This window comes from Streptomonospora alba (genome assembly GCF_000826685.1).
Lineage (GTDB): Bacteria > Actinomycetota > Actinomycetes > Streptosporangiales > Streptosporangiaceae > Streptomonospora > Streptomonospora alba.
Genome location: NZ_JROO01000010.1, coordinates 145170 through 158147 on the forward strand (window position 1 = coordinate 145170; position 12978 = coordinate 158147).

The following is a 12978-nucleotide window of genomic DNA, read 5'->3' on the forward strand; positions in this document are numbered from 1 at the left end:
CGAACATCGGATGCGGCGGATGCTGCCCGCACTGCAGATCGTGGACAGGACCGTGGTCCTGCACACCGTCAAGCTGCTCGGCCGCATCCTGGACGCCGAGGGCAGGGCGGTGCGGTCCGTGCCGCTCTTGGCCGACGACATCCTGGACGGTGAGGGGGCGACGCCCTAAGGCGGCTTCATAGGCGACGGTCGCCCCGTGTCTGAAATCATCACTATCCGACCTCGGCCCCCGCTGCGCGCCCGGTACCTGTGCCAGAGCCTGGATCTGCCCATCGTGTCCAAGAACGTCGAGAACACGCGCTCCAAGCTCAAACGCCTGGTCAACCGCGGCCTTCCTCGTGGAGACCGAGCCGGGCTTGTTCACCCAGCCGCGCCCCTAGATGTGATGTCCCGACTCGCGATGTTCCGGAATGTTCCCGAAAATTGCTTGACGTCGAGCGCGTTATCGCTCACATTCAGCGGCAAGGGCAGCGACGCCCCGGCCTTCCGGGTGGGTCTGTCGCATCGGAGTCACGTCCAGGCATGCGTCAGGCCGCCCGGCGAAATGTTAGCGCTAACATCCCCCAGTGCAGGCCTAGAGCTCGCGCCGGCCCCCTCCAGGCGGACCGTGCAGCTCCAGGCTTCGAAAGGAAGGACCATGTCTACGTTGCGTAGGTTTCCGATCGCGCCGCCCTTGCGACTGCGAGGGGTCCTGCGAGCCATCATCGCCGGCGTGATGGTCACGGTGGTCGGCAGTGCTGGCACCGTGGTCGAACCGACACCCGCCGCGGCCGCGACAGTCGACACGAACGCGTCATACGTGCTGGTGAACCGCGAGAGCGGCAAAGCGTTGGATGTGTACAACCGGGCCACCGACAACGGGACGCGGATCACCCAGTGGCCCCGGAACGACCAGCACCAGCAGCAGTGGCGGTTCGTCGACTCCGGCGACGGTTATTACCGTTTGCAATCACGGATTTCGGACAAGGTGCTTGACGTCTACAACTGGTCGACCGCCAACGGTGCCGATATCGTCCAGTGGACCGACTACAACCAGGCCAACCAACAGTTCCGGTTGGAAGACTCGCCCGGCGGCTACGTCCGGTTGATCAACCGGCACAGCGGTAAGGCCGTAGAGGTACAGGGCGCCTCGAACGCTGACGGTGCCGACATCGTGCAGGCCGACGACTCGGGTGGCGACCACCAGCAGTGGCGACTCGTCCGGATCGACGACGAGGGGGCGGACGACACGTGCGCTCTTCCCTCGACGTACGACTGGACATCGACCGGCCCGCTGGCGCAGCCGAGGCAGGGATGGGCTTCGCTCAAGGACTTCACCCACGCCCCCTACAACGGCCAGCATCTCGTCTATGCGACGAACCACGACACGGGATCGTCATGGGGCTCGATGAACTTCGACCTCTTCAACGACTGGTCCGGAATGGACTCGGCCGGCCAGAACCCGATGCCCTTCGCCGCCGTCGCACCGACTCTCTTCTACTTCGCCCCCGGGGACGTCTGGGTGCTCGCCTACCAGTGGGGCGGACCCGCCTTCTCCTACCGGACATCAACCGATCCCGCCGACGTGAACAGCTGGTCGCAGGCGCAGACCCTCTTCGACGGAAGCATCGCCGACTCCGACACAGGCCCCATCGATCAGGCGCTCATCGGCGACAGCACGGACATGTACCTGTTCTTCGCCGGAGACAACGGCAGAATCTACCGGGACAGTATGCCTATCGGCGACTTCCCGGGCAGCTTCGGCTCGACCTCGACGACCATCATGTCCGACAGCACCAACGACCTGTTTGAAGCGGTCCAGGTCTACAACGTCGAGGGCCAGGACCAATACCTCATGATCGTCGAAGCGATCGGCGCGCAAGGAGACCGCTACTTCCGCTCGTTCACAGCCGACAGCCTGGACGGCACGTGGACACCGCAGGCCACCACCGAAAGCAACCCCTTCGCCGGCCAGGCCAACAGCGGCGCCACCTGGACCGACGACATCAGCCACGGCGAGCTGATCCGCACCGACCCCGATCAGACCATGACCGTCGATCCCTGCAACATGCAGTTCCTCTACCAGGGGCGCTCCCCCGAGTCCGGCGGCGACTACGGTCTCCTGCCGTATCGGCCAGGTCTGCTGACACTGCAGCGCTGACAGGCAGCGTGGGACTGCGGGGGTCGGCTCGTCGTCGGTGGCGACGTTGAGTGCCTCCCAACACGAGAGGATGCGGTGGCGTAGGTCGAATCCGGAGCGTCGCCCTGCGAAAGCAGGGTATCGGCGGTGCACCCGCGGGTGGAGTCGCCGTTTGGCGGTCGGTCCGACCGCGCCGCCGCTCCCGCACAGCGCTAGGCGGTGGTTCCGCTTAGGGTCTGTTTTCTGGAATCGGGAGTGAGGCAGGGCCCGCCCTGGCACACTCGGTGCTCGTGTCCGGTCGTTTTGAACTCACCGATGCCGAGTGGGCCCGGACGGACCTGGACGAGACGGGGGTGGAAGTGGCCCACCTTCGCCTCGCCCAGAGGTCCCGGCGGCGACCAGCTGATCCGCCGCCAGGGCGGAGAGTGGACCCTGTACCTGCCCGGCACCGTGTCGCCTGGGAACGGAGGGCCGCCGGAAGACCCGGCTGGCCTGCCCGCCCCCGCCTGAGCGCCGCGGCCGAGTGGTCCCGGCGCATCCACCGATCGGTTGATGCGCGAATCCGCCAAAGTCCGGGCCTGACGGGCGATCCGCGCGGCGGTCCGCCCGGGGGATGCTCACGCCATGCCGATCATCGAAGTCAGCGAACGTAGCGGGCACGGTGGCCGCCACGTTCTTCCGCTGGGAGTGACCAAGGCATGGAAATGAGCGGCCGGCAGACGTACAGTACGATGAAGCCTCGCCCGAACTGGGAATCCGGGTGGGACTGGATCCTGACTCTGGCTCCCTGGATACTGCTGGCAGTACCGCTGGCCATCAACCTGGCCTTCACTCGCCAAGACTGGGGGCAGCAGGGCGTGACCCTGGCCTTGGTCGCAGTCGCGGCCTTCTGGGTGTACATCGGGCACACGAGAAAATCGGCGGAGCAACGCGAACGCCTCCTGCCCATGCTGGTGTACTTCGTCGGGCTACTCGCCGTGGCCGCCGCGCTCATGCAACGCGACCACATGTTCCTGATGTTCACGATCGCCGGCTTTTTCCACGCGTTCTATCTGAAGCCGGTGTTCCTGGGCGTCACGGGTGTGTTCGCCACCTCTCTGCTCCTCCACACCGCCACCGCTCTCGACACTAGCGACCTCACTGCGCAGGGCGTGGGCACCTACATCGCGATCGTGCTGATCCAGACCGCGGCCGTGAGCCTGGGCATCGTGTTCAGCGCCAAAGCGGCCGAGCAGGACCGCGAGCGCGAGGAGACGCTGGCCAAGCTGAAGGAGGCGCTGGAGGAAAACGCCGGGCTGCACGCCCAGTTGCTCACTCAGGCCCGGGAGGCGGGGGTGTTGGACGAGCGCCAGCGCATGGCGCGGGAGATCCACGACACCCTTGCCCAAGGGCTCACCGGCATCATCACCCAGGTCCAAACCGCTCAGTGGATCTGGCAGGACCCGCAGCAGGCCCGCCGGCACTTGGACCGCGCGCTGGCCCTGGCCAGGGACAGCCTGGCCGAGGCCCGCCGCGCGGTGCAAGCGCTGCGCCCACAGGACCTGGCCGAAGCGCATCTGCCCGACGCGCTGGAGACCTTGGTGCGCCGATGGGACGTGGAGAACGATGCGCACGCGACGGTCGCGGTCACGGGGGAACGTGTGCCGCTGAGTCCGGCGATCGAGGTGGCGCTGTACCGCATGGCCCAGGAGGCGCTGACCAACGTGGCCAAGCACGCCGAGGCGTCTCGGGTGGGGGTGACCCTGTCCTATCTTGACGACGTGGTGTTGCTGGACGTCCGCGACGACGGCAGGGGCATAGGGGCCGCCCGCGGAGCAGGGGTCGGCATCAACAGCATGACCCAGCGCATCCGCGGCGTGGGCGGCAGTGTCGAGCTCGAGAGCACCTTGGGCGAGGGCACCGCGGTGAGCGCCAGCGTGCCCGCGATCACGGTGGGTGCCTCCCCCGACCGGTCTCCCTCCACTGAATATGAGCCTCCCGTCGGCCTTTCCTCCGTTCCTGGAGCTACTCGATGATCAAGGTCTTGATCGCCGACGACCACCCGGTATTCCGTGACGGGGTGCGCGGGGTCTTCGCCGCCGAGGCCGACATCGAGGTGGTCGGGGAGGCGGCCAACGGACACGAGGCGGTGGAGCGGGCGGCCGAACTGGGCGTAGACGTGGTACTGATGGACTTGCGGATGCCGGAGATGGACGGTGTGCAGGCAATCGCCGCAATCGCCACCCGCGCGCCCGGCGCGCGAACGCTGGTGCTCACCACATTCGACGGCGAGAGCGACGTGCTGCCCGCGATCGAGGCGGGGGCGGCCGGATACCTGCTCAAGGACGCCCCCACCGAGGAACTCCTGCGCGCAGTGCGTGCGGTACGCCGCGGGGAATCCGTGCTCGCGCCCACCATAGCCGGACGCCTCATGGCCCAGGTGCGCACCCCGACCGGGGGGCGGATTGTCAGCGACCGCGAGCTGGAGGTGCTGCGCTTGGTGGCCGACGGCGCATCCAACCGCACCGCCGCAGCGCGCCTGTTCGTCAGTGAGGCCAGCATTAAGACCCACCTGCAACACATCTACGACAAGCTGGGGGTGCGCGACCGCGCCGCTGCCGTCGCCGAGGCCTACCGCCGCGGCGTGCTGAGGTGAGCGGGTGGCGAGGTTGGTAGACGGACGTAGAGGGGCGCCGTTGCCATCGCGTACTCAGTTGGCGCACCGTTGTCGCGGCCGACACGTGACTGCCCCGTGCTGGCCGCGGCGGCCAGCCTGGTCCAGGCGGTCGCCACGGTCCGGCATGGCTCGCTCCTGCGAAGGCGATACGGTCGGGCTCCGCCCGCCACGAACACCTACAGCGGTACCGGCCGCTCTTCAGAGGCGGGACTCTAGTTCTGCGGGACGTCATTGACGAACACGATCCCGTCGTTGCTAGCCGTGTGGGCCGGGGCGAGCGGGGAGTAACCGTAGTTAGGGGACACGCGGGGGCGGGCGGGGGCGTAGCCTGCCTTCTCGACGAGCGCGCCGTAGGCGGTGGCGAAGGCGCCCCAGATCGCGGCGGCCTCAGGGGCGTCGAGTTCGGCGGGCCGGCGGATGACCCTGTTCGCTGCCAGCGTGACGTACTCGGCATAGTCCCGCTGACGTTCGTGTCGGGGATGGCGGCGATGACGACCGGAGTATCCGTCGGCACGCCGGTGAGTCCCTCGCCCATGGCGTCAATCCCGGTTCCTGCCGAGGCGTTCACTGCTGGGGGAGTAGGCATAGCTTCCCCTGAGCGTGCTCGCCGAGGCTGACCCGCAGTGCACTGCGCCAGTCATCGAGCGCGAATGTGTCTGCAATCGGCAGTAGGAACCGCCCTTCGGCGGCCGTCTGGGCGAACTCGTAGATGAAGCCAGCGCTCCTGGTTGCTCCGCGTGTTCGGGCGCTCGGCGTACTGCCGCGGGCGGTGCAGCAGCGGCTGGCCCGCCGCCCCCGCTTCCATGTGCACATCACCCCGACCGGTTCCTCCGGGAACAACCGAGTCGAGTGCTGGTTCGCCTCTCTCGCCGCCGAGCTCGCCCGTCGCGGCGTGCACACGAGCGTGGCCGCGCTGGAGAAGGACGTGCGCGCGTGGACCGAGGAGTGTAACGACGATCGCCCGTTCGTCTCGCGCGAGCTCGCCGAAGAGATCCTCGACTCCCTCGCCCGATATCTACTACGGATTTCAGACGCAGGACATTAGAACACCCGCTTGGCGCCCGGTAGGCGCCGCAGCAGGTAGGCGGCACCCCAGCACAGCGGCAGGCAGAGTGCGGCCACGACGGCGAAGTCAGCGACTGCCGGGACCTCCCAGGGGGAGAGCCCGTAGTTCAGTCCGACGATCACCAGCGGGTGCAGGAAGTAGACCGCGTAGGCCTGGTCGGAGAGGAACGCACCGCCGACCGTACGGCGGTTGAACAGCCGCTGGAACAGGGCCAGGAGCGCAAGCACGGCGCTCACGGCGAGGGTGCTCTCCACGGCCGCCACCATGAGCGACTGCCAGCTGCCGGGCACGAGCGACTCCTCGTACATCGTGCCCATCAGCAGTATGTAGACCGGCGCCATGGCCACCGCGGCACACGCCCCGGCACGGCCCGCCCAGCGCGGGACCGTGTTGAGCCAGCCCTTGCGGAAGGCCAGCACGCCTGCGGCGAACATGAGGGCGTACTGCGGAAGGTAGCCGGGGGTGGGCAGTCCCGTGACCTGCCAGGTAGCGTCGACCGGCACTGCGATCCGCCACAGGTAGGTGGCCGCCGCCAGGACCGCTAGAAAGCCGATGACCGCCGCCGGTCCGGGCATGGCAGCCGAGTGCGCAGGCGCGGGTACGGTCGGGCGCGGCGGTCGGATGCGCCTGACCAGCGCATATACCAGGGAGAAGACCAGCAATACCTCGAGGAACCACATCGGACCCAGACCCCACGTCGCCAAGTAGAAGCGCCAATACGGCTCGGGGCTGGAGTCACCCAGGTAGGTCCCGAGGTGGAGCGCGGGGTGCAGGAGCAGCAGGTAGGCCGCCAGGGGCACCCCCAACCGCACCAGCCTGCCGCGTAGGAAGGTGCGGGCGCCCTTGCTGTCGTGGGAGCCGGGCGTGAAGAACCCGGAGATCAGGAAGAAGAACCCCATGGAGAAGGTCTGATTGAGCGCGACGAAGACGTCGATCAGCCCGCTGCCGGGGTCGGTGTAGTACCAGCTCGGGATGGTGCTGTAGGCCATGGCGGCGTGGTGCAGCACCACCAGCACCGTCAGGGTCGCGCGCAGGTGGTCCAGGTAGTACAGGCGCGGGCGGCGTGGAGCGGGGGCCGCGGCCGGGGAGTCGGCGCGGGCCGGTGGCGGTGAGAGGGCCTGCGCCTGCGGGGGTGAGGCGGTGGGCCGTTCCGGTGCCATGATTCTCCGATCGGGTGGGTGTGTACTGGGCGGGAGAGACAGCGGGTCACTAGCCGGGTTTTGTCCGAAGAGACAGTTTTTTGTCCAACCGGACAGCCTTTAGGTCGTGCGGAGCTACGAGCCCACGAGTCGACCCTGAAACGGGCTCAGGACAGCGGCGGCGGGCGGCGCAGTTGTGCGCCGGTCGAAGGGCGCGTTCGGAGCGCGGACCTGTCGGGCGGTTCAGCCGGGGAGGTTCGCGGGGCCGGCATGTGTGGCGCGATCGAAAAGCTCGACCAGTTCGGCGGCGTGGGCTTCCAGACTCTGGTCCGGATGGCCCTCAGTACTCGAACATGCCGTCGATGGAGGCCTGGAGGGACACCGCCGTGACGTGTACGTCGAAGCCGCGAAAGACGCCCCGCTCCCGCCCGGCGCGCAGGCATTCCTCGATTCCCTCATAGAGCCGTTCGGAGGGTGCGGCCCGGGGCACGCGGACGCCCACGGGGGACTGCATGCCGTTGAAGATGCCCGCCAGACCCAGCAGTTGGTCGTGGTGCTCGCGCATGTAGTCGGCCACGGCCGGGATGTGGGTCCGCAGCGCCGCACGCTCGTCGGGCGCCTTCGCGAGGTGGGACAGGACGAAATGCCCGACGGAAGAGTAGACGTGCTCGACGGCCTTCTCCATCAGCTCGTCCTTGTCGGAGAAGTGGTAGGGGATGACGCCCTTGCTGATACCGGCCTACTCCGCGATGCGTGCCGGCGACGCGTTGGCGTAACCCGCCTCGGCGACCGTGCTGATGGCCGCGGAAGCGATCTGCGCGCGCCGCGCCTCCTCGACGAAGGTGCGCTTGCGCCGGCCGTCCGGGCGCGAATCTGACCCCATTGACCGTGAACACACCAGCGGGTCGGAGAGCAGCCCCGCGCAGCGCCGAGCCCCCGTGCCACACGGGCGTGTGCAGCCCTTGGACGCATTCCACAGTGGTGGTCTCGCCGGCCCCGTTGGGACTCAGAATCCCGAAGATCTCCCCTTCGGCCACGGTGAACGACACTTCGTCTATCGCGACGGTTTCCCCGTAGCGCTTGTGCGGTTCGCTGACTTCGATGATCGGCATGGCGTGAGCATCCCCCGGGCGGACCGCCGCGCGGATCGCCCGTCAGGCCCGGACTTTGGCGGATTCGCGCATCAACCGATCGGTGGATGCGCCGGGACCGCTCGGCCGCGGCGCTCAGGCGGGGGCGGGCAAGCCGGCCGGGTCTTCCGGCACGGTCACCTCTCCCCTCAGGGGCATGATTTGGAAGTTCGTTGCATAGTTATGTTGGGACGCCACAGCGGTGTGTAGGACGCTGAGGTGAGATGGCGGCTTGGCAGAAGCCGGTCGTCCGCGTGAGCGCATCATGCTGACCGCCGAGGAGGCCGCCGAGTTGCCGTAGGCGGCGTCCAGGCCGAACCACGCGTGGATGACGAACGCCGTGCAGGCGCCGACCATCGTGAACTCGCCGTGCGCCATGTTGATGACGCCCGTCTGGCCGAATGTGAAGTTCAGGCCGAGGGCGGCGAGGAGCAGTACAGTGCCGATTGCCAGACCGATCGGCACCTGGTCCAGGATCGCGTCCATGGGGGTGCATGGCCTTCTGCGTCAGGGGCCCGGGAGTCCGCCGGGTCCGGGTGGGTCGGGCCGCGTGTGCCCGAGGGCGGCGGTTGCGGACACCGTTGTCCGAGGTGTGGCACCCCTTCGGGAAGGGGTGCCGCCAAGGAGGCGGGCCCGCCACGCCGCGGAGGGGAGTCGCGGTCCTTCGGGGACGAACGCGGCGGGCCCGCGTGGCGGGGGCGCAGCCCTCCCTTGCTCGACCTCGGTGATCCTCGGCCCAACCGTAGCCGTCGAGGTAGGGGGCGGGCTCGATGCGGTCCTCGGACGTCCACACCTCGTCGATCAGCCCTTCCTCGTTGATCAGGCCGACGCGCGTGGTTATGCCGATGCTGGTTTGGCATCGATGGTGATGGGGCCTTCGGGCGGCTCGCGCTCGATCCCGTCCAGGGCGCCGCGGATGCTGTCGAGATCGCATGCACATATCGGCTCCCGTGACCGCCTATCCGCTCGACGGCGTGGACGACCGGGCGACGACATCCACCTGGGCTGCCCACGCCTCGTCGAAGGAGCAGCCATGAGATTCATCGCCGGAGGCGTAGCCGAATCCGGTGTGGCCGACACGCTGCGTCCGCTCCCCAAAGAGGGGGACACAGTCGGCACCGACATGGATGCGGCGACCCTGCTGAGGATTCCCGCGAACGCGGTTTCCGTGCAGGCGAGGGCCCGCAGGCTGCCCGGGCCGGCGACGATCACCACCAGCCGAAGGCCGCCCAGACGAGTAGGGGGCCGACAGCGACCGAGGCCAGGCCGTAGAAGAGCAGTTGGCGGAACAGCCGCGCGCGGGTCTCCTCCGGGGCCGCGCCGAGGATCAGGCCGCCAGTGATGCCGAGCGGGTTGATGTCGACCACCACCGAGGACAACGCCACCGCGAGTAGTGCCCCGACGGGCGGGACGCCCGACTCCACTACGGCGGGCACGAGCGGCATCGCCGTCACGAAGACCGCGATCGAACTCGCCGCGAACGAGGTGATGCCAGCGATGTAGCACAGCAAGAGCAGGGTGAGCATCGCCGAACTCTCGATGGTGAGCAGTTCGCTGATTCGCTCGAACGCGCCGAGTTCCTGCATGACGCCGATATAGGTGAGGAGCCCGCCGATGAGCAGGACGACGCCCCACGGCATCCGCGCCACTGCCGGGCCCGGATCGATGCGAAGCAACAGGAGTTGGAGGCACGCAGCGGTGAGGCCGAGGTAGCCGATGTTCATGTCGAAGCCGACCGACAGGACCAGGACGGCCGCCATGCCGCCCAGCGTCACGAGACGGACCATCGAGCTCGGCGCCCCCGCCGACTCGGCGGCCTCGTCCGGCGCGGCACCTCCGCCCGGCCGCCCGGGGACCGGACTACCCTCGGGTTCGCCGCGGAGCAGCGCGGTCCCCGTCGGCAGGAGCCGCCGGAGCCGGGCCACGACCAGCGCTCCGATGCAGACGGCCGCACCGGCGGCCAGGGAGCCGGCCAGCAGGGTGAGCGGGGCGTGATCGGGCAGGGCGATGCCGTTGGCGGCGGCCTGCTGCCGGGCCGTCACACCGTACACGGCCAGCGGCGACAGCAGCCCACTGAGAATGCCCATGATGCCCAGTAGCGCCATCATCAGCGGCGGCAGCCCGTAGCGTCCCGCCAGCCCCAGGGCGATGGGCGCCACGATCGCCGTGGCCGCGGCGGGCAGCGTGCCGAAGGCCGCCAGCAGCGCACCGGCGACGAACGGGACCAGGGCGACGAGGACGACCCGCCCGCCGACCAGCCGCAGGAGGCCGTCCAGCAACCAATCGAGGGTGCCGTTGATCTTGGCGACCGCGAACAGCGCGGTCACGCCGACGATCAGCACGAAGAAATCACCCGGGAAGAAGCCGGTGACGTCTTCGGAGGCGACCCCGGCTGCGAGGCCGACAAGGAACGCCGCGGCGAAGGCCGCCATCCCGAGGTTGAACCCGGGCAGGGCGGTGGCGGCGAAGAGGACGAGGAGGACGACGATGGAAGCATCGGCGATCGTCATGGGGGGTCCTTCCGGCTCAGACGACGCCGCGGTCGCGAAGGTCGTCGATCTCCTGCCCGGTCAGGCCGAGCAGCTCATGCAGGATCTCGGCTGTGTGCTCGCCCACCTCCGGCGCCGAGGGGCCGGTACGCCCTTCGAATCCGGAGAACCGCCCCGCGGGGGCCTGGACCAGCCGGCGGCGGCCGTGGGCGTCCTCAACCGCGACGATCGAGCCGCGCTCGCGGATGTGGGGGTCGGCGCACACCTGCTCGGCCGAGTTGACCGGGCCGGCGGCGATGCCGGCAGCGTCCAGCCGCGCCAGCAGCGGCGCGAGATCATGCTCGCCGACGAACGCGGCGACACGGGCCTCAACCTCGGCCCGGTGCTCGATGCGAGAGCCCATCGAGCGGTGGATCGCGAGGTCCGGGGCGTCCATCACCTCGACCAGCCGCTCCCACATGCGGTCGGTCGAGGCGGGGATGGCCACCCAGTGGCCGTCGCGGGTGCGGTACAGGTCGTTGGGGCTGATGTGGGGGTTGCGGTTGCCCTGGCGCTGCACACTGTCGCCGGTGGCGCTGTAATCCACGACGAAGTCCTCCATCATCCGCAGCAGCGGTTCGTACAGCGGGATGTCGGCCAGTTGCGCCTCTCCGGTGAGGTCGCGCTGGCGCAGCGCGAGCAGGGCGGCGAACGCGGCGTAGATGCCGGTGACTCCGTCTGCGACCGGGTAGCCCGCGAAGGTCGGCGGGCCGTCCGGGGTTCCGGTGCGGTAGGTGAGCCCGGCGAACCCCTCGGCCACGCGGGCGAATCCGGGTCGGTCGGCGTAGGGGCCCGTCCGCCCGAAGGCGGTTACGTGCACCATGACGAGATCGGGGCGGTAGGCGCGCAGGTCCTCGAAGTCGACACCGAACCGCCGCAGGGTCTCCGGGCGGAAGTTGGTGACGACGATGTCGACCTCACGTGCCAGGCGTCTGACGACATCGGCGGCGCCCGAACGGTGCAGGTCGATCGTCACGCTACGTTTGGTGCGCCCCAGCAGAGCCCAGCTCGCCGAGGTGTCGCCGTCCAGCGGGGGATACCGGCGGGCCGGGTCGCCCGTGCCCGGCTGTTCGACCTTGATGACGTCGGCCCCGAACTCGCCCAGAAGCGTCGCCGTCAGGGGACCGGCCAGGATGGTGGACAGATCGAGGACGGTTACACCGGCGAGCGGCTGGGACATGTCAGGGATTTCCTTTCACCATGCTTGTGATGCGGGGCACACCGGCCCATGGGTCGAGCATGGTCGTCGCTATTACCTGCACGGAAGACGGGAACACCTTTGACGCGCGAAAGGTGTTCTCTTTATGTTGGCGCCATGAGGGTGGAGCGTGCGCGGTATCTGCTGGCGGCAGTGGAGACCGGATCGCTGCGGGCGGCCGCGGAACGGTGCGGCGTCAGCCAGCCGACACTGGGGGAGCAGGTGTCGCTTCTGGAGGAGGAGCTCGACGTCGTCCTGCTGACCCGCAGCCGCCGCGGCGTGCGCCCAACAGCCGCCGGACAGGCCATGATCGAACCTCTCACGCGGCTTGTCGCCGCGGAGGACGCCGCGCTCAGGACCGCGGCGGACTCCGGCGGGGCCTACCAGGGCCGGGTGGCGATCGGCGCGATATCCGTGGTGGCAGAGACCCTCGTCGCCCCGGTGGTCGCCCGCTTGCGCCAAGAGCACGCCGACCTGCGGTTCAGCGTCATCGAGGCCTCCTCCGGCGACATCGAGTCGCGGGTGCTGGGCGGCGACCTGGACTTCGGGGTGATCACGGCTCCCGCCGCTCCCGCGGCTGGCGGGCTGCGCCGATCACCGCTGCTGCGCGTGCCCGTGGGGGCGGTGGTGCATCGCGATCATCTGCTGACCCGGCGGAGCGAACTCGTGTGGGACGACCTCGCGACCTGGCCTATCGTCACCATGCGCGCGGGGACCGTGATGTGGGAGCGGCTGCAGGAGAACGTCGCCGATCCCGACGTCGTCGTGCAGGCCATGTCGGCCCGGTTGGTAAAGGTGATGGTGCGGCACGGCGCGGGGATCGGCGTGCTCGCCCCCTTCGAGACCTCCACCGACGTGGATGGTCTGCGCTGGATCCCGATACGCGGTGCGGAGCCGGTCGACATCTGCCTCGTGCAGCGGGGCAGCAGCCGTCCGTCCCCCTCGGCGCTGATCGTCCGCCGCCTCGTTGAGGAGCGGGCCGCCGAACTCCTCGGCGGCGCCGAGGACGTCACAGGCGGCAGTGGCGACCCACGGTAGACCCCGTGCGTCCGGGCGAGCTGCTGTCGTAGCGCGCGCACTCGGTGAACTGCAGGCTGTCAGGGCCCGGCCTGACGTCACCGTTCGCCCGGGCAGGCGCTGCG

12 protein-coding genes and 1 pseudogene are annotated in these 12978 nt (G+C 69.0%); 6 read left to right on the forward strand and 7 right to left on the reverse strand.

Translation table 11 applies throughout. The features are described from left to right. The first annotated feature begins 19 nt into the window (after positions 1–19). The 5 genes from LP52_RS27140 (at position 20) to LP52_RS06840 (ending at position 5820) form a co-directional block, all read left to right on the forward strand. Positions 20–169 (forward strand): hypothetical protein, encoded by a 150-nt coding sequence (locus tag LP52_RS27140; RefSeq protein WP_157036238.1) that lies wholly within the window; start codon positions 20–22, stop codon positions 167–169. Positions 170–715: 546 nt separating this feature from the next. Next, positions 716–2140, forward strand: a complete 1425-nt coding sequence (locus tag LP52_RS06825) for a non-reducing end alpha-L-arabinofuranosidase family hydrolase (protein WP_084722981.1) — start codon at positions 716–718, stop codon at positions 2138–2140. A gap of 710 nt (positions 2141–2850) precedes the next feature. Next, positions 2851–4134 (forward strand): sensor histidine kinase, encoded by a 1284-nt coding sequence (locus tag LP52_RS06830; protein WP_157036239.1) that lies wholly within the window; start codon positions 2851–2853, stop codon positions 4132–4134. Then, the gene (locus tag LP52_RS06835; RefSeq protein ID WP_040271705.1) at positions 4131–4754 is read left to right on the forward strand and encodes a response regulator; all 624 of its coding nucleotides are present in this window, start codon (positions 4131–4133) and stop codon (positions 4752–4754) included. Before LP52_RS06830 ends, LP52_RS06835 begins: the two co-directional genes overlap by 4 nt. 730 nt (positions 4755–5484) lie before the next feature. Further along, positions 5485–5820: a hypothetical protein gene (locus LP52_RS06840; protein ID WP_040271707.1), complete on the forward strand. Its 336-nt coding sequence runs from the start codon at positions 5485–5487 to the stop codon at positions 5818–5820. Here LP52_RS06840 and LP52_RS06845 read toward each other — a convergent pair. The 7 genes and pseudogenes from LP52_RS06845 to LP52_RS06865 form a co-directional block, all read right to left on the reverse strand. Then, on the reverse strand, positions 5817–7001 hold the full coding sequence (locus LP52_RS06845; protein WP_084722968.1) for an acyltransferase family protein: 1185 nt from the start codon (positions 6999–7001) through the stop codon (positions 5817–5819). The genes LP52_RS06840 and LP52_RS06845 overlap by 4 nt on opposite strands. Before the next feature lie 319 nt (positions 7002–7320). After that, on the reverse strand, positions 7321–7665 hold the full coding sequence (locus LP52_RS28940) for a hypothetical protein (protein WP_238580771.1): 345 nt from the start codon (positions 7663–7665) through the stop codon (positions 7321–7323). 54 nt (positions 7666–7719) lie between these two features. Then, positions 7720–7863 carry a hypothetical protein gene (locus LP52_RS28945; protein WP_238580772.1) on the reverse strand — a complete coding sequence of 48 codons (144 nt, stop codon included), beginning with the start codon at positions 7861–7863 and terminating at the stop codon, positions 7720–7722. A 73-nt stretch (positions 7864–7936) separates the two neighbouring features. Continuing rightward, positions 7937–8092 (reverse strand): annotated as a pseudogene (locus tag LP52_RS28950) (ABC transporter ATP-binding protein); the annotation flags it as partial. 114 nt (positions 8093–8206) lie between these two features. Next, a complete protein-coding gene (locus LP52_RS28280) occupies positions 8207–8596 on the reverse strand; it encodes an ABC transporter permease subunit (RefSeq protein WP_040271708.1) in 390 nt (129 codons plus the stop codon). 722 nt (positions 8597–9318) lie between these two features. After that, on the reverse strand, positions 9319–10620 hold the full coding sequence (locus LP52_RS06860) for an SLC13 family permease (RefSeq protein ID WP_052809531.1): 1302 nt from the start codon (positions 10618–10620) through the stop codon (positions 9319–9321). 16 nt (positions 10621–10636) lie between these two features. Beyond that, positions 10637–11818, reverse strand: a complete 1182-nt coding sequence (locus tag LP52_RS06865) for a CaiB/BaiF CoA transferase family protein (protein ID WP_040271709.1) — start codon at positions 11816–11818, stop codon at positions 10637–10639. A gap of 135 nt (positions 11819–11953) precedes the next feature. Between LP52_RS06865 and LP52_RS25680 the strand changes: the two genes are divergently transcribed. Further along, positions 11954–12874, forward strand: coding sequence for a LysR family transcriptional regulator (locus tag LP52_RS25680; protein ID WP_052809532.1), 921 nt, complete (start codon positions 11954–11956; stop codon positions 12872–12874). The last annotated feature ends 104 nt before the right edge of the window (positions 12875–12978 follow it).

Bases quoted from the DNA above. Each gene is read 5' to 3' on its own strand.
- LP52_RS27140 (WP_157036238.1), top strand. From the start codon at position 20: ATGCTGCCCGCACTGCAGATCGTGGACAGGACCGTGGTCCTGCACACC.
- LP52_RS06840 (WP_040271707.1), top strand. From the start codon at position 5,485: ATGAAGCCAGCGCTCCTGGTTGCTCCGCGTGTTCGGGCGCTCGGCGTA.
- LP52_RS06865 (WP_040271709.1), bottom strand. From the start codon at position 11,818: ATGTCCCAGCCGCTCGCCGGTGTAACCGTCCTCGATCTGTCCACCATC.
- LP52_RS06835 (WP_040271705.1), top strand. From the start codon at position 4,131: ATGATCAAGGTCTTGATCGCCGACGACCACCCGGTATTCCGTGACGGG.
- LP52_RS25680 (WP_052809532.1), top strand. From the start codon at position 11,954: ATGAGGGTGGAGCGTGCGCGGTATCTGCTGGCGGCAGTGGAGACCGGA.
- LP52_RS06845 (WP_084722968.1), bottom strand. From the start codon at position 7,001: ATGGCACCGGAACGGCCCACCGCCTCACCCCCGCAGGCGCAGGCCCTC.
- LP52_RS28940 (WP_238580771.1), bottom strand. From the start codon at position 7,665: ATGGAGAAGGCCGTCGAGCACGTCTACTCTTCCGTCGGGCATTTCGTC.
- LP52_RS28280 (WP_040271708.1), bottom strand. From the start codon at position 8,596: ATGGACGCGATCCTGGACCAGGTGCCGATCGGTCTGGCAATCGGCACT.
- LP52_RS06830 (WP_157036239.1), top strand. From the start codon at position 2,851: ATGAAGCCTCGCCCGAACTGGGAATCCGGGTGGGACTGGATCCTGACT.
- LP52_RS06825 (WP_084722981.1), top strand. From the start codon at position 716: ATGGTCACGGTGGTCGGCAGTGCTGGCACCGTGGTCGAACCGACACCC.
- LP52_RS28945 (WP_238580772.1), bottom strand. From the start codon at position 7,863: ATGGGGTCAGATTCGCGCCCGGACGGCCGGCGCAAGCGCACCTTCGTC.
- LP52_RS06860 (WP_052809531.1), bottom strand. From the start codon at position 10,620: ATGACGATCGCCGATGCTTCCATCGTCGTCCTCCTCGTCCTCTTCGCC.